The sequence below is a fragment of the Streptomyces sp. NPDC088762 genome, assembly GCF_044750905.1.
Taxonomy (GTDB): domain Bacteria; phylum Actinomycetota; class Actinomycetes; order Streptomycetales; family Streptomycetaceae; genus Streptomyces.
The window spans coordinates 199456-220907 of sequence record NZ_JBIVKT010000001.1 but is presented as its reverse complement, the minus strand read 5'-3'; the positions used below and the strand labels follow the sequence as shown (position 1 = coordinate 220907).

Here is a 21452-nt window from a genome sequence, read left to right as displayed (position 1 = left end):
CTGGGCGCATGCCCGAGCCGCAGGATCAGCCGCCGGAGGGGCCGCCGGCGCCTGATACGCGGGCGGCGCCCACCGCCGGCGAGGCTGCGAGCTCGTCGAGGGCGTTCCTGGAGAAGGTGGCGTACATCGGGGCGCCGGGGACCATCGCCCTCGGCCTCCTCTACTACTTCGGCAGCACCTACACCGAGGCGTACTACGCCACCTTCGGCGTGCCGGCGGCCGACCTCCAGCTCTCCGTCCAGGCGTATCTGGTCCGGAGCCCGCGCGCGATCTTCTTCCCGCTCTGGTTCCTGCTGTTCTGCGGGCTGGCCGTGCTGCTGGCGCTGGGGTGGGCGGGGCGGCTGCTGGCCCGGCCGGGACGGGAGGCGGTGCGCGGTCCGGTGGCCGCCTCGTTGCTCGCGGCCGGTCTGTTCCTGGTCCTCACCGGCTTCCCCGTCTTCTTCTGGGAGGACCGGCTGCCGCGGCTGCCCCGGGGCTGGTTCCGCGAGTTCGTGCCCTGTCTGGCGGTGGCCCTGGGCGCCACCCTGGCGTTCGTCGCGGTCCAGCTGCGCCTGAGCGGTCCCGGGGGGCGGGACCGGGAGAGCCGCACGGCCGACCGGCTGTGGCTGGCAGCCGGCGCCCTGCTCCTGGGGGTGCTGACCATGAGCCTGTTCTTCGGCATGGCGCGGTACGTGGCGGCGGCGGGCCGCACCGAAGCCATGCACGACGCCGCCGGAGGCTACGTCTCCAGCCCCAGGGTGGTCGTCTACTCCCGGGTGCCCGTGACCCACCACGCGCCGGGCATCGTCTTCGACGACCTGGGCGGCGGCCAGGGCCCGTACCGCTACCAGTACCGCGGCTTCCGCGTCCTGGCGAAGACGCCGGCCCGCTTCTACCTCGTCTCCTACCTGCCGAAGCAGCCGGAGCGCATGCTGGTGGTCCTGCCGGACGACGCCACCGTCAGGATCGAGCTCAGCCCGTGAGGGGGCGGGTGGGTCAATAGCTGTCGGTGGGGACGGGCTCGGGGGTCTCGGAGGCGGTGTAGCCGTCGGGGGTCGACGACGGGGACGGCTCTTCGGTGCCCGTGGGGTCCTCGTCAGCGGGAGTGGTCCCTGCCAGGGCCTCACCGGAGATGCCGACGGACAGGACGTTGCCGTCGGAGGTCGTGGCGGTCAGCTCCCCGGTGTAGGGGCCCGGCTCCGTCGCGATGTGCCGCAGCCGGATCCGGCAGCTCCCGCCGGGCGGCAGCTCGACGCCGGTGCAGGCGTCCTCGACGATGGAGGTCTCTCCGGTGTCGGTGGTGGCGGCGAGGTTCTTGACGGTGACGGCGTCGCTGCTCGGGTTGACCACGGCGACGTCCTCACCGGCGGGTTCGCCGACCCGCGACGTCGGGACTTCGATCTTCGGCGCGGAAGCGTCGGCCCCCCGCCCCAGGAACACCGAGGCCGAGGCGTCGGGCGTGCTCTCCTGGACCGCGGACGGCACCGGGGGCGGCGGCGACGCGGCATTGCCGCCCGACCCACCGCCCCCACACCCCGCGAGCAGCACCCCGGCCGCCACTGCCACGACAACACCGCCGACGACTGCACGCTTCACGGCGCCTCCACCTGCGCTCCGGTTCCGGCCGCCGCCCAACGTCCCACACGCCGCCCCTGCCCCGACCCATCCGGCGCGGTGACACAGCGTCATCACCCGAAGAGACGCGTCCGCTCGCGCGGTGCGCCGTCAGGGGGTGGGGAGCGGCTTCACCACGGGGGGCTTCGCCAGTGGCTCGTTCTCGCAGCCGAGCGCGTCGGTGACGCGGCGGGCCATGAGGTAGGCGAGGGTCATCCGCCGGCCTTGAGCCGCCTGGTCCGCATCCGGCCGTGACGGGGTGAACGTGATGTCCGCTGTGAGCCACGCCTTCTGCGACTGCGACCCGAGTTCACCCGGCATGTCGCACGGGACGAACAGCGCCGTGCGGGTGCCACTCGTCACGCCGCGCGCACCATTCAAGTCGTAGGACACATCGCCCGGGAAAGAGGGCACTTCGGAAGCCCGCAGGAACCACCCGGGCACGAAGGTCATACGGGCGTCACCTTGCTCGTCGTCCGTGCTGTACCCGCATGCGTTCGTGTAAAAGATGTGCTTCTCGGGACGGAGCACCGGCAATGCGCGCTTGAACTTGTCGACCAATTTGCTCGTGGTGCCGTACGCCTTCGTCTCGAAGGCCTCCGTACCGAGGAGCTCGCGCACGAGCGCTTCCTCCTCCGAAGACGGGCTGATCCCGCACGGGTCTGCGGCCTTCTCGTCCAGCTCTCCGGAGGCGCACGAGGCCAGCATCAGCACGCAGACGAGCGCGGTCGCCGACCGTACGAGGGCTTTGGGCACGTCAGGGCCGCAGGTGCGCACGGGTGGCTTCCCGTCCAGCGGAGTAGGCATTGCCCGCTTCGTTCTGGGCATGCTCGGCTGCCGGATCGGCGGCGTCGATGTGCCGTTCCTTCCGCCATGCGTCGAACAACTCGTTGGTTCCTTCCACACCCGCCGCGTAGTTGTTGCTGGAGTCCTGCTTGCTCTGCTCCTCGGCGGCGTCCTTGACGCCCTCCACCCAGTCGTACTTGGCCACGTCGATCATCGAGCCGCCGATCGTGCTCACGACCGGGATCTCACCGATGAGCCCGTTCGCGCCCGCGGCCGTGTACTCGGCGGTGCCCTCCGCCCACTTGACCTGGTCGTCTTCCTTGTCCTTGTAGACGTCGGCTCCGATGCCGTTGAGGGCGCCGGCCGCCACCCCGATGTCGTGCGCGCGGTTGTCCCAGTCCGCGCTGACCGAGTGCGGGGAGTCGGCCTTGTACGGGGCGGCGGTCGCGAGCTGGTCCGCCGAGTAGGCCCGCTCCGCCTCAACCAGCAGGGCGTAGGACGGGCCGTCGTCCGCGATGCCGCGCATCACGCGGATCAGGCTGCCCTGCCCGACCGCGATCTGGGCCTTGTCGCCGGAACCGTGAATGGAGTCGCTGCCCTTGACGGCGCCCAGATCGGTGTTCTTGCCGCCCAGGATTTCGTGGGTGTCGTCGACGTAATCCACCAGCGCCTTCGCCATCGGCTGCTGCAGACCCTTCAGGTCCTCCGGGAACTCGTCGCCGCCCATCTCGTCGTCGAGGAAGCGGATCGCGTTGTGCATCACGCGCGCCTGGCCCTCGGTGTGGGGGCCGGGCGGGCCGAGCTTCTCGCCGTCCGTGTGGCCCGTGGCCGCAGCCTGGATGGCCGCGCCCAGGCCTGCCGTCTTGTCACCGTGCATCTCGATCGGCTGGCCGACGCCCGTCGAGATCCACGGGTCCGGCATGTCACGGTCGTTGAGCATGTACTTGAGGTGCTCGTTCTTGTTTCCGGGCGCCTCGGGGTCGAGGAAGTACGTCGCCGAGTCCGGGTCCTTGGCCATGATGCCGAGCAGGCCGTCCAGCGGGTCGGAGACCAGGTTCGGGCGCTGGGAGTCGTAGGCGTGGTCGTACATGTGCGGCTTCGACTTCTCGGCCGCGATCATGCCGTCGCCGATGTCGTTGAGGAACTGCTTGCCGTAGCCGTCGCCGTTCGACATGAGGGTGACCAGCGCCTGGTAGCCGTACGTGGGCCGCAGGCCCTTGGCGACCAGTTCCTTGCCCTGCTCGTTGAGCCCGTTCACGAAGGGCTTGTACGCGTAGCTGTCCGGGTCCTTCGTGCCCGAGGCGATCGTGCCCGCGAGGCCGTGGTTGATCGACTCGTAGAGCTTCTTGTCGGCCGCCGACGCTCCGCGGTCGTTGGACGCCAGGTTCATCTGGTCGGCCAGGAGCAGGGTGTCCTTGGCGCCCAGCGAGTTCAGGTACGCCTCGCTGAAGTGCTGGTCCCCGGAGTTCTGCTTGAGGAGGTCGTCGTAGTGCCGGAGCTCGTCCGCAGAGGCCTTGCCGTCGCGGATCTTCTGGGTGAGGGCCAGCGCCTCCACCGCCTCGACGTCGTTGACGGGCTTCGAGTTGAAGCCGAACATCGCCGTGCCGTCGGCGCCCGACGCGTTCAGGAGGGCGACCTTGACGTCCGCGTCGAACTCCGTGACCGCCTTGACGGTGTCCGCGATCCGGCTCGTCCACGACTGCTCGACGTTGTGCAGGTCGGGGTCGTGGCGCGCCGCGTTCGCGGTGGCCGCGTCGACCTTGCTGAAGTCGAAACTCGCGATGCCCGCGTCCGAGACCTTCATGCCCGCCTTGACGGCGTCCTCGACGGCGGAGGTGACCCGGCCCTTGAGCTCCGTGAAGCGGGTGTGCGCGTCACGGAGCAGTGACTCCATGGCCAGCGCCTCCGTCTGGGCGGAGTCGAACTCCTTGCGGGTGATGGAGGCGTTGGTACTGGCCACCTGCTGGCTGCTGCCCAGCCAGCCGTTGCCGGAGGAGACGCTCTGCACCTCCTTCTCGTACACGTCCTCCATCTTCTTGAACTGCGTCGCCATCGACTTCCAGCCGTCGGCGGCCGTCGTGAGCGCGGAGAGGTCCGTCTGCATGATCTCGTGATAGTTCGGCATGCCCGTCTCCCCCTACAGTCCCGAGACCTTGGACGACTGCACCGGCCGGAAGCTGCTTCCCGTGAGCTGGTCGTTCCCGGTGAACAGGTTCGACGCACCGCGCAGGGCCGTCTTCTCGGAGTCGAGGCGGGCCATCAGCCGCTTGACCTGGTCGTCCCAGTGCGTGTGGGCCTTCGACAGGCCGGCCGCCGTGTCCCAGCCGTTGAAGGCCTTGACGGCGCTCTTGGTGGGTTCGTCGGCCGCGTCCGCGGCCTTCGTCGTGCCGGGCTGCAGGACGTTCTCGATGGTGTTGGCGGCCTTCTTCTTCTCGGGAGGGGCCGTGGCCAGCACGCCGTACCCGCCGGGTGCGGAGCCGCCCTGATCGGCGGGGAGCTGGTTGAGTCTCATCTGTGGCGACGGATCCTGGGTCGTGGCCGCCTGCTTGTGAAGGCCCCACTCTTCCTCGAACGACACCGCTCCCCCTCGCACTCCGCCCACCTGATCAAGGCCACCCTAGCGAGCGTCCTGACGGGCCCTAAACGTGCGTAGGGGCGAACATGCGCAGTTTGACCGGAAGTACCACCACCGAGGGGCCCGGGGTGGCGAAGGCCTTCACAAGGTCCCCACGAACGGTGGCCGGGGAGGTGAGGACCGCCGGGACGCCGAAGGATTCCGCCAGGGCCACGAAGTCGGGCCGGGTCAGTTCCGTCGCGGTCGTGCGGCCGTCGAAGGAGTCGGTCATGTACTCCCGCAGGATGCCGTAGCCGCCGTCGTCCACGATCAGCCACGTGACGTCCAGGCCGTACTGCTTCGCCGTGGCCAGTTCCGCGATCGAGTACATCGCGCCGCCGTCGCCGGAGACCGCCAGGACGGGCGTGCCCGGTTCGGCGACCGCCGCGCCGAGGGCCGCCGGGAAGGCGTAGCCGAGGCCGCCCGCGCCCTGGGCCGAGTGCATGGTGTTGGGGTGCTTGGCGTCGAAGGCCGACCAGGCCCAGTACGACAGGATCGTCATGTCCCAGAACGACGGGGAGCTGGCGGGCAGGGCTGCTCGGATCGAGGCCAGGAGCTCCTGTTCCCGGTCCAGGTCCTGGGAGGCGATGCGCGCCGCGATCTCCGCCAGCAGGGCGCGGACCCGCTCGGGGGCCTGGGCGTCCTCGCGCTCGGAGACCGTTTCGAGGAGGGCCTGGAGGGCGAGGCGGGCGTCCGCGTGGATGCCGAGGGCCGGGTGGTTGGACTCCAGCTTGCCGAGGTCCGCCTCGATCTGGACGACCCGGCCGGTGGGGAAGAACGTGTGGTAGTTCGAGCTGAGTTCGCCCAGGCCCGAACCGACGACCAGGACGACGTCCGCGTCCTCCAGGAAGTCGGTCATGTGGCGGTCCTCCAGCCAGGACTGGAGGGAGAGCGGGTGGGTCCACGGGAAGGCGCCCTTGCCGCCGAAGGTGGTGACCACCGGGGCGTTCAGGCGCTCGGCGAGCTGCTTCAGCTTGCCCGCCGCGTCCGAGCGGATGACGCCGCCGCCCGCGATGATCACGGGCCGGGAGGCGTTCTGCAGCCAGTGCGCGGCCAGCGCGGTGAGCTCGGGGCGCGGGGCGAGCTCGTGCGGGGTGGCGTCCATGCCCGTGACCTGCGGGATGAGGGTTTCCGCGCGCAGCACGTCCTCCGGGATCTCCACCCAGACCGGGCCGGGCGGGACCGTGAGGGCCGATTCCCAGGCCTCGGCGACGACGGAGGGGATCTGGGAGGGGGTGCGCGCAATGTGGACCGACTTGACCACGTCCCGGAAGGACGCGGACTGGTCGCGCAGCTCGTGCAGGTGACCGCGGCGCCCGCCGCCCAGGCCCGCCGTGGGGACCTGGGAGGAGATGGCGACCACGGGAGCGGAGGCGGCCGCCGCCTCGGCGAGGGCGGGCAGGGAGGTGAGCGCGCCCGGACCCGTGGACAGGAGGAGGGGGACGGCCTCTCCGGTGATCCGGCCGTACGCGTCGGCCGCGAAGCCCGCGTTGTTCTCCACCCGGAGGGTGACGAGGCGCAGGTCCGATCGGCCGACCGCGTCGAAGAGGGCCAGCGCGTGCTGCCCCGGCAGACCGAAGACGGTGGTCGCGCCGAGGCCGCGCAGCGTCTCCACGACCAGGTCCCCGCCCGTCCGCCCCGGCGGCGGCGCGAGTGCGGCCGCCGTCTGGGCTTCGGTGGGACGGAGTACCAGGTCGTGGTCGTGCGTCACGCGCTTGTGGGCCCTTCTTACTTCGCCTTCGCGGCAGCGATCTGGCGGCTCATGATCGTGGTGAGCTCGTACGCGGTGTGCGAGGCCGCGACCGAGGTGATCTCGGCGTGATCGTACGCCGGGGCGACCTCGACGACGTCGGCGGAAACGAGGTTGCAGGAGGACAGGCCGCGGATGATCTCCAGCAGCTCGCGGGAGGTCATGCCGCCCGCCTCCGGGGTGCCGGTGCCCGGCGCGTGCGCCGGGTCCAGCACGTCGATGTCGATGGAGATGTAGAGCGGGCGGTCGCCGATGCGCTGGCGCAGCTGGTCGGCCACCTCGTCGGCGCCGCGCCGGTAGACGTCCGCGGAGGTGACGATGCCGAAGCCCATCTTGGCGTCGTCGTCCAGGTCCTGCTTGCCGTACAGCGGGCCGCGCGTGCCGACGTGGGACAGCGCCTCGGTGTCGAGGATGCCCTCCTCGACGGCGCGGCGGAACGGGGTTCCGTGCGTGTACTCGGCGCCGAAGTAGGTGTCCCAGGTGTCCAGGTGCGCGTCGAAGTGGAGCAGCGCGACCGGGCCGTGCTTCTTCGCGACGGAGCGCAGCAGGGGGAGGGCGATGGTGTGGTCGCCGCCGAGGGTCATCAGGCGGGAGCCGGAGGAGAGCAGCTCGTCGGCGGCGGCCTCGACCGTCTCGACGGCCTCGTTGATGTTGAAGGGGTTGACGGCGATGTCACCGGCGTCCGCGACCTGCGCGAGGGCGAAGGGGGAGGCGTCCTGGGCCGGGTTGTACGGGCGCAGCAGGCGGGAGGCCTCGCGGATGGCGTTGCCGCCGAAGCGGGCGCCGGGGCGGTAGGAGACGCCGGAGTCGAAGGGCACGCCGACGACGGCGACGTCGGCGGAGCCGACCTCGTCGAGGCGGGGCAGACGGGCGAAGGTCGCCGGGCCCGCGTAGCGCGGGATGCGGGAGGAGTCGACGGGGCCGCGCGGCTGCGTGCTCATGGGGGGGGTGCCCTTCTGGAGGTGCTGCTGGTTCCTACTGGTGCGGTGCTTCGAGCGTAAAGCGACACCTCCGGCCCGCGAAGTGTACGTTCTATCCACAGAGCACCCCTTGATGTGTACGGAGTATCCATGGAGGCCCCGCCCACCCCGCCGGTCCCCCTCGGCGCGCTGCTCGCCGACCGGGAGCTGGGCCTGCGGCACCTCGCGGGGCCGGCCGGGGCGGAGGTGCACGGGGTGCACGCCTCGGAGATGGCGGATCCCTCGCCGTACCTGCTGGGCGGCGAGCTGCTGCTGACGGCGGGGGCCGACCTCGCGGGGGCGGACGCGGGCCTCGCGACGACGGCGGCGCGGACCGGGACGGCCGGGACGGGGGCCGGGACGGAGGCCGGGGAGTACGTCGCCCGGCTGGTGCGGGCGGGCGCGGCCGCGGTCGGGTTCGGGGTGACCCCCGTGCACGAGACCGTGCCGCGGGAGCTGGTGGACGCCTGCGACCGCCACGGGCTGCCCCTGGTCGAGGTGCCGCCCGGGACCCCTTTCACGGCGGTCGCCCGAACGGTGTGGCGGCTGATGGCGGAGGCCCGGACCCGGGAGCTGCGCCGGGTGGCCGAGGCGCAGCAGTCGCTGGCCGCGGCGGCCGGCCGGACGGACCCGGTCGCGGCGGTCCTCTCCCGCCTGGCGGCGAGCCTGGGCGGCTGGGCCGGCCTGCTCACCCCGGAACCGTCCCCCGGGCCGGCCGGCAGCCGGCGCGCCGGGACCGTCACCGCCCGCACCGAGGCCGAGACCGACACCGACACCGCCGTCGCAGGAGCCGGCCGTACCGGCCCCGGCGGCCTCCGCGGCGTCCGGGCCGCCGCCGGGAGCGGGCCCGACGCGGGCGTGCACGCCGCGATCGAGGCGCTCGCGGGACGGGTGGCCGAGGGGGCCGCGGCGACCGCCACCGACACGCTGGCCGGGACGGATCTCGCCGCCTACGCCGTGGGCGGGGGCCAGGTGCTCGCCCTCGCCACCCCCGGCCGGGCCGCGGGCGACCACACCATCGCCTCCGCCGCCGCCGTGCTGCTCACCCTGCTCACCGCGAGCCGCCCGGCCGGGACGGAGGCGGCCGCCCTCACCCGGCTGCTGCTCGACGGCGACCCGGCCGCGGCCCTCGCCCCGGGGCCCTGGTACGCCGTGCACGCGCGGGGCGCCGGCGACCCGCGGGCCCTCGCCGAAGCGCTGGGCACCGTACTGGTGGACCCGCGCGGGCCGGTCGTACGGCTGCTCACCGATCGGGAGCCCGGCCCGCAGCCCGGCTGGCGGCTGGGCGTGAGCGCCCCGGCCGCGCCCGCAGCCCTGGCCGGCGCCGACGCGCAGGCCGGGCGGGCCCTGGAGCGCGCCGAGGCGGCCCGTACCCCGCTGGCCCGGCACCGGGACCCCGGCTTCGCCGGCCTGGTCGGCGAGGCCGAGGCCCGCGCCCACGCCGAGGCGCTGCTCGCCCCGCTCTCCCCGGCCCTGCGGGACACCCTGCGCGCCTGGCTGGCCCACCACGGCAGTTGGGACCGCAGCGCCGCCGCGCTCGGCGTGCACCGCAACACCGTCCGCCAGCGCATCGCCCGCACCGCCGACCTGCTGGGCGCCGACCTGGACGACCCGGACACCCGGATGGACCTGTGGTTCGCCGTACGCCGACTGCCCGAGGCGTGACCTCCCTCACCGCGCGCCGGACCCCGCGCAGGCCAGGCGCGGAAAGGTTTCAGCGGGCAGGTTCCCCGCCCTGGACAGCTGGAGTGACTCCCGGGTAACTTAGCCATGAGCAAGCGCTTAGGCATGTGGACTGGCCGAACCAGGGATCAAGGAGGCGGCTCGTGCGCCGTACCGTATTCAACGAGGACCACGAGGCGTTCCGGGAGACCATCCGGGCCTTCATCGAGGCCGAGGTCGTCCCCGTCTACGACGAGTGGTTCCAGGCCGGCCAGGCGCCGCGCGACTTCTACTACAAGCTCGGCGAGCTGGGCGTCTTTGGCATCAACGTGCCCGAGGAGTTCGGCGGCGCGGGCCTGGACACCCACAAGTTCGAGGCCGTCCTCTACGAGGAGACCTCCCGCGCGGGCGTCAACTTCGGCGGTTCCGGCGTGCACGTGCTGCTCGCCCTCCCCTACATCAAGATGCTGGCCGACGACGAGCAGAAGAAGCGCTTCCTGCCGAAGTTCGTCTCCGGTGAGGAGATGTGGGCCCTCGCCATGACCGAGCCGGGCACCGGCTCCGACGTCGCGGGCATGAAGACCACCGCCAAGCTCTCCGAGGACGGCACCCACTACGTCCTCAACGGCGCCAAGACCTTCATCACCGGTGGCGTCCACGCCGACCGCGTGATCGTCTGCGCCCGCACCTCCGCCCCGAGCGCGGACGACCGCCGCTTCGGCATCTCCCTGTTCGCCGTGGACACCAAGTCCGAGGGCTACTCCATCGGCCGCAAGCTCGACAAGCTGGGCCTGAAGACCTCCGACACCGCCGAGCTGGCGTTCGTCGACGTGAAGGTCCCGGTCGAGGACCTGCTCGGCGAGGAGGGCAAGGGCTTCTACTACCTCGGCCACAACCTCGCCTCCGAGCGCTGGGGCATCGCCTTCGGCGCGTACGCCCAGGCCGCCGCGGCCGTCCGGTTCGCCCAGCAGTACGTCACGGAGCGCACCGTCTTCGGCAAGCCCGTCGCGCACTTCCAGAACACCAAGTTCGAGCTGGCCGCCTGCCAGGCCGAGGTGGACGCCGCCCAGGCCGTCGCCGACCGCGCCCTGGAGGCCCTGGACGCCGGCGAGCTCACCCCGGCCGAGGCTGCCTCGGCGAAGCTGTTCTGCACCGAGGTCGCGCACCGCGTCATCGACCGCTGCCTCCAGCTCCACGGCGGCTACGGCTACATGAACGAGTACCCCATCGCCCGCCTGTACGCGGACAACCGCGTCAACCGCATCTACGGCGGCACCAGCGAGATCATGAAGTCCATCATCGCCAAGTCCATGGGCCTGTAAGGGATTCAGGGCACCTACCCTTCCCCCATGAACGAGGCACTGACGACGCTCCTCGATCTGCTCGACCTCGAGCAGATCGAGGAGAACATCTTCCGCGGCACCAGCCGGCCTTCCCTGGTGCCGCGCGTCTTCGGCGGTCAGGTCGCGGCCCAGGCGCTGGTCGCCGCGGGCCGGACCGTGCCCGAAGACCGCACGGCGCACTCGCTGCACTCGTACTTCCTGCGCGCCGGTGACCCGGGCGTGCCCATCGTGTACTCGGTGGACCGGATCCGCGACGGGCGCTCCTTCACCACGCGCCGGGTCGTCGCCGTCCAGCACGGGCAGCCGATCTTCCACCTCTCGGCGTCGTTCCAGACGTACGAGGACGGCCTCGACCACCAGGCCGCCATGCCCCCGGCCCCGGACCCGGAGACCCTGCCGACCGCGGCCGAGTCCCTGCCCGCGTACCGGGACATCTTCCGCGACCCGGGGACGGTGGAGCGGCTGATCGACGCGCGCGGCGCGGTGGACCTGCGGTACGCCACGGTCCCGCCGTGGGGCAGCATCGGCGAACCGGTGGAGCCGCGGACGCAGGTGTGGTTCCGCACGGCGGGCAAGCTGGAGAGCGACGACGCGCTGCTGCACACCTGCCTGGCCACCTACGTCTCCGACATGACGTTGCTGGACTCGGTGCTGCTCGCGCACGGGCGGGGCGGGTGGGCGGTCGGCGATGTCGTCGGCGCGTCGCTGGACCACGCGATGTGGTTCCACCGGCCGTTCCGGGCGGACGAGTGGCTGCTGTACGACCAGGAGTCGCCCTCGGCGTCCGCCGGGCGGGGGCTGGGGCAGGCCCGCATCTGGACGCAGGACGGGCGGCTGGCCGTGACCGTCATCCAGGAGGGCGTCGTTCGCGTTCCGCGCGGATAGTTCCGCGGGCCTCGGGCGCCTCTACCTCCGGTGGGCGCGCCTGCGCCGCCGGTGGCGCGGGGCCGTGGGCGGGTGCGGGTGGTCGGCCCTGCGGGGCTGGTCCCCTGCCCGCCCTTCCTCCGTTCCCCGGGCTCCGCCCGGACCCGTTCCCGGGGCGGAGCCCCGAACCCGCCTCCGGGGCTCCGCCCCGGACCCCGCGCCTCACACGCCGGCGGGGCTGAACCGGCTAGTCGTCAAGGAGGCCGGCGGCAGCCAGCAGGTAGGCGACCATCGGGTCGTAGAAGCGCGGGTCGCGGACGTGGTCGTCCAGGGGGACCGCCACCTGGAGGGTGCCTTCGGCCTCGCCCAGGAAGAGCGCCGGGTCGTTGCAGTCCGCGTAGCCCACCGCGTCCAGGCCCCGCTGGGCCGCGCAACCCGCCCAGCCGTGGTCGGCGACGACCAGGTCCGGCAGGGCGCGGCCCGCCGCGGCCAGGCCGTCCAGGATCGCGGCCATCGGTTCCGGCGAGTGGGTGTGCCACAGCGTCGCGCCCCGCTCAAGGACGGCGACGTCCGCGAACTGCCACACCGAGCCCTCGTCGGCCAGCAGGCCGGACGGGATGACGACGATCTCGCACCCGGCGGCGCGCAGGGCCGCCGCCGTCGCGCGGTGGACGTCCAGGAGCCCGCCCGGGTGCCCGGTGGCCAGCAGTACGCTCTGCCGGTCCAGTGCCGCCTTGCGCAGCCGCGCCGCCAGCCGGTCCAGGCCGGCCACGGTCAGTTCCGGGTCGATCGTGTCCTGGCCCACGCGGTGCACCGGGTCGTCCACGACGCCGACCCGCTCGGCCATCACCGCCAGCACGTCCTGCTCGTCGGTCCACCGGTCGCCCAGTTCCAGGCCGAGCCAGTAGTGCCGGTCCCCGTTCGCGAGCTTGCGGTAGTGCGAGAGGTTGTTCTCCCGCGGGGTGGCGACCTGCCCCGCGATCCGCGTGCGGACCAGGTGGTCGATGAGTTCGGCGCGGCTCGGGACGGGCGTCTCTATCGGCTTCGGCATGCGCGCCATTCTGCCGCCGCCCGGGCGGAGGCGGCGCGTCCATTCCAGCGTGCGGACCCGGGCCCCGCGCCCCCTCACCCCGACAGCGCCCCGAACGCCCCGTGCGCGAGCCTGCGGAGCAGCGACTCCGTCGCCTCCCGCCCCAGGGCCGCCAGGTGGGGCGTGGAGTTCAGCAGGCCGAAGACCGCGTGCACGGAGACCCGTACCTCCGCCTCGCCCACCTCCGGGTGCAGTTCCCGTACGACGGCCACCCACAGCTCCACGTACTGGCGCTGCAACTGCCGTACGAGCTTGCGGTCGGCCTCCCGCAGCCGGTCGAGCTCCCGGTCGTGCAGGGTGATCAGCGCCCGGTCGTCGAGCGCGAAGTCGATGTGGCCGTCGATGAGGGAGGACAGGACCGCCGCCGGATCCCCGACGGCCTCCTCGACCCGGCGCCGGCCGCCGGTCAGCAGCCGTTCGCTGATGCCGACGAGCAGCTCGGCGAGCATGGCGTCCTTGCCCGCGAAGTGCCGGTAGAGGCCGGGGCCGCTGATGCCCACGGCGGCCCCTATCTCGTCGACGCCGACGCCGTGGAATCCACGCGCGGCGAAGAGGCGGGCGGCCTCACTGAGGATCTGCTCGCGACGGGTCGGGGCGGCCGCTCTGGTGCTCATGGGAAACCATTCTAGACAGGGCGGTTAGCGGTCGTTAACCTAGGCCGTACATGCGTTAACGACCATTAACAGCGTGCACCGAGCAAGTGGAACGAGCAAGGGAGCTCGACCGATGCAGCAGGCACCAGTGCTGACGAGCGCCGCGGACCCGGCGTCCGAGGCCTGGCGGACCAACGAGGCCGCCCACCGCGAGCTCGCCGAGGGGCTGCGGGCCCGGCTCGACGCGGCCCGCCTCGGCGGCGGGGAGAAGGCCCGCGCCCGCCACACCGCCCGCGGGAAGCTGCTCCCCCGCGACCGCGTGGACACCCTCCTGGACCCCGGGTCCCCCTTCCTGGAGCTGGCCCCGCTGGCCGCCGAGGGCATGTACGGGGGCGCCGCCCCCGCCGCCGGGGTCATCGCGGGCATCGGCCGGGTCAGCGGCCGCGAGTGCGTGATCGTCGCCAACGACGCCACCGTCAAGGGCGGCACGTACTACCCGATGACCGTCAAGAAGCACCTGCGCGCCCAGGAAGTGGCCCTGGAGAACCGTCTCCCCTGCCTCTACCTGGTCGACTCGGGCGGCGCGTTCCTCCCCATGCAGGACGAGGTCTTCCCCGACCGGGAGCACTTCGGCCGCATCTTCTACAACCAGGCCCGCATGTCCGGCGCCGGCATCCCGCAGATCGCCGCCGTCCTCGGCTCCTGCACGGCGGGCGGCGCGTACGTGCCGGCCATGAGCGACGAGGCCGTCATCGTCCGCGGCCAGGGCACGATCTTCCTCGGCGGGCCGCCGCTGGTGAAGGCGGCCACCGGTGAGGTGGTCACGGCCGAGGAGCTCGGCGGCGGTGAGGTCCACTCCCGCACCTCCGGGGTCACCGACCACCTCGCGGAGGACGACGCGCACGCGCTGCGGATCGTACGGAACATCGTGGCGACCCTGCCCGACCGCGGGGCCCTGCCCTGGTCGGTCGAGGCGCCGGAAGAGCCGAAGGTGGACCCGGCCGGGCTGTACGGCGCGGTTCCCGTCGACTCCCGCACCCCGTACGACGCCCGCGAGATCATCGCGCGCATCGTGGACGGCTCCCGCTTCCAGGAGTTCAAGGCCGAGTTCGGGCAGACGCTCGTCACGGGCTTCGCCCGGATCCACGGGCACCCGGTCGGGATCATCGCCAACAACGGCATCCTCTTCTCCGAATCCGCCCAGAAGGGCGCCCACTTCATCGAGCTGTGCGACCAGCGCGGCATCCCCCTCCTCTTCCTCCAGAACATCTCCGGCTTCATGGTCGGCCGGGACTACGAGGCCGGCGGCATCGCCAAGCACGGCGCCAAGATGGTGACGGCCGTGGCCTGCACGCGGGTCCCCAAGCTGACGGTGGTGGTCGGCGGCTCGTACGGCGCGGGCAACTACTCGATGTGCGGGCGCGCCTATTCCCCGCGGTTCATGTGGATGTGGCCCAACGCGAAGATCTCCGTCATGGGCGGCGAGCAGGCTGCCTCGGTGCTGGCGACGGTCAAGCGCGACCAGATCGAGGGCGCCGGCCAGGAGTGGCCCGCCGAGGACGAGGAGGCCTTCAAGGCCCCGGTCCGCGCGCAGTACGAGGAACAAGGCAACGCCTACTACGCCACCGCGCGGCTGTGGGACGACGGGGTCATCGACCCGATGGAGACCCGGCAGGTGCTGGGACTGGCCCTGACCGCGTGCGCGAACGCCCCGCTGGGCGACTCGGGCTTCGGCATCTTCCGTATGTGACGTGAGGACCTCACTGATGTTCAGCACTGTTCTGGTCGCGAACCGCGGCGAGATCGCGGTCCGGGTCATCCGCACCCTGCGGGAGCTCGGCATCCGCTCCGTGGCCGTCTTCAGCGACGCGGACGCGGACGCCCGCCACGTACGGGAGGCCGACACGGCCGTCCGGATCGGCCCCGCGCCGGCCGCCGAGAGCTACCTGTCCGTGGAACGGCTGCTCGACGCGGCCCGCCGCACCGGGGCCGAGGCCGTTCACCCCGGCTACGGCTTCCTCGCGGAGAACGCGGCGTTCGCGCAGGCCTGCGCCGAGGCCGGGCTGGCCTTCATCGGGCCGCCCGCTTCGGCGATCTCCCTGATGGGCGACAAGATCCGGGCCAAGGAGACCGTGAAGGCGGCGGGCGTGCCCGTGGTCCCCGGCTCCTCCGGCAGCGGACTGTCGGACGCCGAACTGGTCGCCGCCGCCGAGCAGATCGGCATGCCGGTGCTGCTGAAGCCCTCGGCGGGCGGCGGTGGCAAGGGCATGCGGCTCGTGCGCGACGCGGCCGTACTCGCGGAGGAGATCGCGGCGGCCCGCCGCGAGGCGCGGTCCTCCTTCGGCGACGACACGCTGCTGGTCGAGCGGTGGGTGGACCGGCCGCGGCACATCGAGATCCAGGTGCTCGCCGACTCCTTCGGGAACGTCGTCCACCTGGGCGAGCGCGAGTGCTCCCTGCAGCGGCGCCACCAGAAGGTGATCGAGGAGGCGCCGTCGGTCCTGCTGGACGAGAAGACGCGGGCGGCGATGGGCGCGGCGGCGGTCGAGGCGGCCCGCTCGTGCGGGTACGTCGGCGCGGGCACCGTGGAGTTCATCGTCCCGGGCGGGGACCGGTCCTCGTACTACTTCATGGAGATGAACACCCGTCTCCAGGTCGAGCACCCGGTGACGGAGCTGATCACGGGGCTGGACCTGGTGGAGCAGCAGCTGCGGGTCGCGTCCGGCGGGGCGCTGGCCTTCACCCAGGACGAGGTCCGGCTGACGGGCCACGCGATCGAGGCCCGCGTGTGCGCGGAGGACCCGGCGCGGGGGTTCCTGCCCTCCGGCGGCACGGTGCTCGCCCTGTCCGAGCCGTCGGGCGGTCCGGTCCGCACGGACTCCGGGCTGACGGCGGGCGTGCCGGTGGGGTCGACGTACGACCCGATGCTGTCGAAGGTCATCGCCTACGGACCCGACCGGGCCAGTGCGCTGCGCTTGCTCCGGGGGGCGCTGGCGGACACGGTGATCCTGGGTGTCCAGACCAATGCCGGTTTCCTGCGGCGGCTGTTGGCCCACCCGGACGTGGTGTCCGGCGACCTGGACACGGGTCTGGTGGAGCGGGACCTTTCCGGGCTCCTCCCGGAGGGCGTCCCGCCGGAGGTGTACGCGGCGGCCGCACTGCTGGCCCAGGCTGCTCTCCCCCACCCCGCCCCTTCCCGAAACCGGGCTCTGCCCGGACCCGCGCCTCAAACGCCGGCGGGGCTGGGGATGGCTGCGCCCCGACCGGACAGCCAGGGCGGCGCGGGCGCCTGGGTGGACCCCTTCGGCGCCGCCAACGGCTGGCGCCTGGGCGGCACTCCCGCCTGGACGCTCCACCACTTCCGCCTCCCGGGCCAGGACCCGGTAACGGTCCGCACGCGCCCCACCGGCTCGGAGCTGGAGCTCCTCCTCGGCACCCCCGCCCCCGACACTCAGCCCGCAGTCGGCGCACCGGCCCGCGGCCGGATCGTGGCCCGCACCATCGACACGGTCACCATCGAACTCGACGGCGTCACGCACCGGTTCAGTCACGCCACCTCCCCGGAGGGGACCTGGCTCGGACGCGACGGCGACTCCTGGCACCTGCAGACGCATGACCCCGTCACCGCGAACCTCAGCGGCGCCGGCCGCGGCGGCGCGGAGACCCTCGCCGCCCCCATGCCCGGCACCGTCACCGTCGTCAAGGTGGCCGTCGGCGACAAGGTGACCGCCGGTCAGAGCCTCCTGGTCGTCGAGGCCATGAAGATGGAGCACGTCATCTCCGCCCCGCACGCCGGGACCGTCACCGAGCTCGACGTCACCCCCGGCACCACCGTGGCCATGGACCAGGTCCTGGCCGTGGTCACCCCGGAGTCCGAGGAGGAGGGCGCATGAACGGCCTGCCCATGACCGTCCCGAGCCCCGGCCTGCCGGCCCGGGTCCGGATCCACGAGGTCGGCGCCCGCGACGGGCTGCAGAACGAGAAGACGGCCGTACCCACCGCCGTCAAGGCCGAGTTCATCCACCGGCTGGCCGCCGCCGGCCTCACCACCATCGAGGCCACCAGCTTCGTCCACCCCAAGTGGGTCCCCCAGCTCGCCGACGCCGAGCAGCTCTTCCCGCTGCTCGGCGACGTCGAGGCGGCGCTGCCCGTCCTCGTTCCCAACGAGCGCGGCCTCGACCGTGCCCTGGCCCTCGGGGCCACCCGTATCGCCGTGTTCGGCTCGGCCACCGAGACCTTCGCCTCCCGCAACCTCAACCGCACGGTCGCCGAGTCCCTCGCCATGTTCGAGCCCGTCGTGGCCCGGGCCAGGCAGGAGGAGGCACACGTCCGCGGCTACCTTTCCATGTGCTTCGGCGACCCGTGGGAGGGACCGGTCCCGGTCTCCCAGGTGGTCTCGGTCGCCAAGGCGCTGCTCGACCTCGGCTGCGACGAGCTGAGCCTCGGCGACACCATCGGCGTCGCCACCCCCGGCCACGTCCAGGAACTGCTCCGCAGCCTCAACGAAGCGGGCGTCGGCACCGACCGCATCGGCGTGCACTTCCACGACACCTACGGCCAGGCCCTGTCCAACACCCTCGCCGCGCTCCGGCACGGCGTGACCACCGTCGACGCCTCAGCCGGCGGCCTCGGCGGATGCCCGTACGCCAAGAGCGCCACCGGCAACCTCGCGACCGAGGACCTGGTGTGGATGCTCGACGGCCTCGGCATCGAGACCGGGGTCGATCTGGCCGCCCTCACCGCCACGAGCGTGTGGATGGCCGAACAGCTGGGGCGACCCAGCCCCTCCCGTACCGTCCGCGCCCTCTCCCACAAGGAGTAGTCACATCATGTCCCTCGACCACCGGCTCACCCCTGAGCACGAGGAACTCCGCCGTACCGTGGAGGCGTTCGCGCACGACGTCGTCGCCCCGAAGATCGGCGACCTGTACGAGCGGCACGAGTTCCCGTACGAGATCGTCGCCGAGATGGGCCGCATGGGCCTGTTCGGCCTGCCCTTCCCGGAGGAGTACGGCGGCATGGGCGGCGACTACCTCGCCCTCGGCATCGCCCTGGAGGAGCTGGCCCGCGTCGACTCCTCGGTCGCCATCACCCTGGAGGCCGGGGTCTCGCTGGGCGCCATGCCCCTCTACCTCTTCGGCACCGAGGAGCAGAAGCGGGAGTGGCTGCCGAGGATGTGCTCCGGCGAGATCCTGGGCGCCTTCGGCCTGACCGAGCCCGGGGCGGGCAGTGACGCGGGCGGCACGCGCACCACCGCCGTCCGCGAGGGCGACGAGTGGGTGATCAACGGCTCGAAGTGCTTCATCACCAACTCCGGTACGGACATCACCGGTCTGGTCACGGTCACCGCCGTGACGGGCCGCAAGGCGGACGGCCGCCCGGAGATCTCCTCGATCATCGTCCCGTCCGGCACCCCGGGCTTCACGGTGGCCGCGCCCTACTCCAAGGTCGGCTGGAACTCCTCGGACACGCGCGAGCTGTCCTTCGACGACGTCCGGGTCCCCCTCGCCAACCTGGTGGGCGAAGAGGGCCGCGGCTACGCCCAGTTCCTGCGCATCCTCGACGAGGGCCGGATCGCCATCTCCGCGCTCGCGACGGGCCTGGCCCAGGGCTGTGTGGACGAGTCGGTGAAGTACGCCAAGGAGCGGCACGCCTTCGGCAAGGCGATCGGCGACAACCAGGCCATCCAGTTCAAGCTGGCCGACATGGAGATGCGCGCCCACATGGCCCGCATCGGCTGGCGCGACGCCGCCTCCCGCCTGGTGGCCGGCGAGCCCTTCAAGAAGGAGGCGGCCATCGCGAAGCTGTACTCCTCCACGGTGGCCGTCGACAACGCCCGTGACGCGACCCAGATCCACGGCGGCTACGGGTTCATGAACGAGTACCCCGTGGCGCGCATGTGGCGCGACTCGAAGATCCTCGAGATCGGCGAGGGCACCAGCGAGGTGCAGCGCATGCTGATCGCCCGCGAGCTGGGCTTCGCCGGCTGACCGCAGCAGACGCCGGGCACGCCCGGCAGGAGGGGGCCCCGGGGAAACTTAGGGCCCCCTTACCGCTTTCAGCCAAGGTTAGGCTAACCTTCCCTGCGAACGGCCCAGTGGCCGCCCTGCAACGCACGAAAGCGGACATCGACATGCCCAAGTCCCGAAGCTTCCCCCTCTCCCGCCGCGGTTTCATCGCGGCCGGCGGCGCCCTCGGCCTCGTCGCGGCGCTCGCCGCGTGCGGCGGCTCCGACTCGGCGAAGGGTGACGGCGGCAAGGACAAGGGCGCCGCGGCCTCGGGCGCGTGGACCTTCACGGACGACCTCAAGAAGGAGGTCAGCCTCAAGGCCAAGCCGAAGAACGTCGTCGCCTTCACCGGCACCGCCGCCGCGCTGTACGACTACGGCATCCCGGTCAAGGGCGTCTTCGGCCCGACCAAGACCGCCGACGGCAAGCCCGACGTCCAGGCCGGCTCCATGGACATCTCCAAGGTCGAGATCCTCGGCAACGTCTACGACGAGTTCAACGTCGAGAAGTACGCGGCCCTCCAGCCCGACCTGCTCGTCACCAACACCTGGGACGGCTCGTACTGGTACGTGCCGGAGGCCTCCAAGGAAAAGATCCTCAAGCTGGCCCCGGCCGCCGCGATCGGCGTGGGCGGCGACGTCACCATGGACAAGGCCCTCGAGCGCACCGCCGAGCTCGCCAAGTCCCTGGGCGCCGACATGAACGCCAAGGCCGCCGTCGACGGCAAGGCCCGCTTCGAGGCCGCCGCCGCGAAGGTCCGCGAGGCCACCAAGGCCAACCCGGGCATCAAGGTCCTCGTCGGCTCCGGCTCCGCCGACCTGTTCTACGCCTCCACCCCCGAGACCTCGGCCGACCTGAAGTACTTCAAGTCGCTGGGCGTCGAGTTCGTCACCCCGGAGAAGCTGGACGAGGGCGGCTTCTTCGAGAGCCTGAGCTGGGAGAACGCCGGCAAGTACAAGGCCGACGTCATCCTGCTCGACAACCGCACCGGCACCCTGCAGCCGCAGGACCTGAAGGCGAAGGCCACCTGGGCCGAGCTGCCCGCGGTGAAGGCCGGCCAGATCGTCCCGCGCGTCACCGAGCCGATCTACTCGTACGAGAAGTGCGCGCAGATCCTCGAGGACCTCGCGAAGGGCATCCAGAACGCCAAGAAGGTCAGCTGACCACCCTTCACTCCGGCTCGATCCCAGGGGGACCCTCCGCATGACCGTCAACGCGTCCGACGCACCTGCCGTCGCACACTTCCGGTTCTTCACGCTGGACGTGCTCCGCACGCGCCGCGTCGGCCACTCGTTCCTGCGCGTGACGTTCGGCGGTGAGTCCCTCGCGGACTTCCGTTCGGGTGGCTACGACCAGAGCCTCTCGCTCTTCCTGCCGCCGCCGGGGCGGGAGCACACCGTGCTCCCGTCCACGGACGAGGACACCTGGTTCGCCGCCTGGCGCGGGATGCCGGACGAGGAGCGTCCGGTGATGCGCTCCTACACCGTGCGGGAGCAGCGCCGTACGGCCGGGGGCGTGGACGAGGTCGACATCGACTTCGTCCTGCACGGCGACACGTCACCCGCTTCGCACTGGGCCGGGCGCGCGGTGACCGGCCGGCGGATCCTCGCGATCGGCCCGGCCGTCGCCGAGAACAAGTCCGTACGGTTCCAGCCGCCGGCCGCCGCCGACGCGATCTGGATGTACGCGGACGAGACCGCCCTGCCCGCCGCGGCGGCGATCCTGGACCGGCTGCCCGCCGGGACCAGGGTCCGCGCCTGGTTCGAGGTTCCGCACGAGGACGACCGGCTGGACCTGCCGACCCTCGCCGAAGCGGACATCACCTGGATCGTGCGGGAGAGCGCGGGCCGGGAGCGTACCGACCGGGTACTGGGGGCGCTGCGCTCGGCCGGACCGGCCGCCGCCGAAGCCCCGTACGTATGGCTCGCGGGTGAGGCGGGCACGATCCGCGCGGTGCGCCGCCACTTCGTGCAGGAACGTTCCGTCGACCGCCGCTCGGTGCGCTTCACCGGCTACTGGCGGCTCGGTGCGACCGAGGAGGAACTGCTCGCCGAGGCGTACGCGGGCCAGGCCCCGAGCGAGGACCCAGGGTCCGAGCTCTAGGCGGCAACCCACGCCGCTCCGCAGGGATGTGAGAGAAGGGCCCCGGCCACAGCCGGGGCCCTTCTCTGTTTGGAGATGAAGTTAGGT

Annotated in this window: 18 protein-coding genes; 10 read left to right on the top strand and 8 right to left on the bottom strand. The window is 72.2% G+C overall.

Translation table 11 applies throughout. From position 1 onward, the window contains the following. Positions 1 to 8 precede the first annotated feature (8 nt). Positions 9 to 962: a hypothetical protein gene (locus ACIP5M_RS01045; RefSeq protein WP_401190548.1), complete on the top strand. Its 954-nt coding sequence runs from the start codon at positions 9 to 11 to the stop codon at positions 960 to 962. Positions 963 to 975: 13 nt separating this feature from the next. Here ACIP5M_RS01045 and ACIP5M_RS01040 read toward each other — a convergent pair whose 3' ends face one another. The 6 genes from ACIP5M_RS01040 to speB all read right to left on the bottom strand — a co-directional run bounded on the left by ACIP5M_RS01040 (position 976) and on the right by speB (position 7684). Next, positions 976 to 1575, bottom strand: a complete 600-nt coding sequence (locus tag ACIP5M_RS01040) for a hypothetical protein (protein ID WP_401190546.1) — start codon at positions 1573 to 1575, stop codon at positions 976 to 978. A 129-nt stretch (positions 1576 to 1704) separates the two neighbouring features. After that, positions 1705 to 2307: a hypothetical protein gene (locus ACIP5M_RS01035; protein ID WP_401190544.1), complete on the bottom strand. Its 603-nt coding sequence runs from the start codon at positions 2305 to 2307 to the stop codon at positions 1705 to 1707. Between the two features lie 43 nt (positions 2308 to 2350). Beyond that, positions 2351 to 4504: a hypothetical protein gene (locus ACIP5M_RS01030; protein WP_401190542.1), complete on the bottom strand. Its 2154-nt coding sequence runs from the start codon at positions 4502 to 4504 to the stop codon at positions 2351 to 2353. A gap of 12 nt (positions 4505 to 4516) precedes the next feature. Then, a complete protein-coding gene (locus ACIP5M_RS01025; RefSeq protein WP_401190540.1) occupies positions 4517 to 4891 on the bottom strand; it encodes a hypothetical protein in 375 nt (124 codons plus the stop codon). Between the two features lie 127 nt (positions 4892 to 5018). Then, positions 5019 to 6704: a thiamine pyrophosphate-binding protein gene (locus tag ACIP5M_RS01020; protein WP_401190538.1), complete on the bottom strand. Its 1686-nt coding sequence runs from the start codon at positions 6702 to 6704 to the stop codon at positions 5019 to 5021. 17 nt (positions 6705 to 6721) lie between these two features. Then, positions 6722 to 7684 (bottom strand): agmatinase, encoded by a 963-nt coding sequence (speB, locus tag ACIP5M_RS01015; protein WP_363054390.1) that lies wholly within the window; start codon positions 7682 to 7684, stop codon positions 6722 to 6724. A 129-nt stretch (positions 7685 to 7813) separates the two neighbouring features. Between speB and ACIP5M_RS01010 the strand changes: the two genes are divergently transcribed. The 3 genes from ACIP5M_RS01010 to ACIP5M_RS01000 all read left to right on the top strand — a co-directional run bounded on the left by ACIP5M_RS01010 (position 7814) and on the right by ACIP5M_RS01000 (position 11592). Then, a complete protein-coding gene (locus tag ACIP5M_RS01010; protein WP_401190536.1) occupies positions 7814 to 9367 on the top strand; it encodes a helix-turn-helix domain-containing protein in 1554 nt (517 codons plus the stop codon). A gap of 161 nt (positions 9368 to 9528) precedes the next feature. Next, complete coding sequence (locus ACIP5M_RS01005) at positions 9529 to 10686, top strand: acyl-CoA dehydrogenase family protein (protein ID WP_401190535.1); 1158 nt, start codon at positions 9529 to 9531, stop codon at positions 10684 to 10686. Positions 10687 to 10713: 27 nt separating this feature from the next. Then, on the top strand, positions 10714 to 11592 hold the full coding sequence (locus ACIP5M_RS01000) for an acyl-CoA thioesterase (protein ID WP_401190533.1): 879 nt from the start codon (positions 10714 to 10716) through the stop codon (positions 11590 to 11592). A gap of 226 nt (positions 11593 to 11818) precedes the next feature. On the opposite strand, the gene ACIP5M_RS00995 is transcribed toward ACIP5M_RS01000, so the two are convergent. Beyond that, positions 11819 to 12631: a phosphatase gene (locus tag ACIP5M_RS00995; protein ID WP_401190532.1), complete on the bottom strand. Its 813-nt coding sequence runs from the start codon at positions 12629 to 12631 to the stop codon at positions 11819 to 11821. Between the two features lie 65 nt (positions 12632 to 12696). Beyond that, positions 12697 to 13275 carry a TetR/AcrR family transcriptional regulator gene (locus ACIP5M_RS00990; protein WP_401190530.1) on the bottom strand — a complete coding sequence of 193 codons (579 nt, stop codon included), beginning with the start codon at positions 13273 to 13275 and terminating at the stop codon, positions 12697 to 12699. 112 nt (positions 13276 to 13387) lie between these two features. On the opposite strand from ACIP5M_RS00990, the gene ACIP5M_RS00985 reads away from it, so the two are divergent. From ACIP5M_RS00985 to ACIP5M_RS00960, 6 genes are all read left to right on the top strand, one after another. After that, complete coding sequence (locus ACIP5M_RS00985) at positions 13388 to 15004, top strand: carboxyl transferase domain-containing protein (RefSeq protein WP_401190528.1); 1617 nt, start codon at positions 13388 to 13390, stop codon at positions 15002 to 15004. Between the two features lie 16 nt (positions 15005 to 15020). Continuing rightward, positions 15021 to 17147 (top strand): biotin carboxylase N-terminal domain-containing protein, encoded by a 2127-nt coding sequence (locus ACIP5M_RS00980; RefSeq protein WP_401190526.1) that lies wholly within the window; start codon positions 15021 to 15023, stop codon positions 17145 to 17147. After that, positions 17144 to 18076, top strand: coding sequence for a hydroxymethylglutaryl-CoA lyase (locus ACIP5M_RS00975; protein WP_401190524.1), 933 nt, complete (start codon positions 17144 to 17146; stop codon positions 18074 to 18076). Before ACIP5M_RS00980 ends, ACIP5M_RS00975 begins: the two co-directional genes overlap by 4 nt. 7 nt (positions 18077 to 18083) lie before the next feature. Further along, positions 18084 to 19244: an acyl-CoA dehydrogenase family protein gene (locus ACIP5M_RS00970; RefSeq protein ID WP_401190522.1), complete on the top strand. Its 1161-nt coding sequence runs from the start codon at positions 18084 to 18086 to the stop codon at positions 19242 to 19244. 143 nt (positions 19245 to 19387) lie between these two features. Continuing rightward, positions 19388 to 20425: an ABC transporter substrate-binding protein gene (locus ACIP5M_RS00965; RefSeq protein WP_401190520.1), complete on the top strand. Its 1038-nt coding sequence runs from the start codon at positions 19388 to 19390 to the stop codon at positions 20423 to 20425. 40 nt (positions 20426 to 20465) lie between these two features. After that, on the top strand, positions 20466 to 21365 hold the full coding sequence (locus tag ACIP5M_RS00960) for a siderophore-interacting protein (protein ID WP_401190519.1): 900 nt from the start codon (positions 20466 to 20468) through the stop codon (positions 21363 to 21365). Positions 21366 to 21452 lie beyond the last annotated feature (87 nt).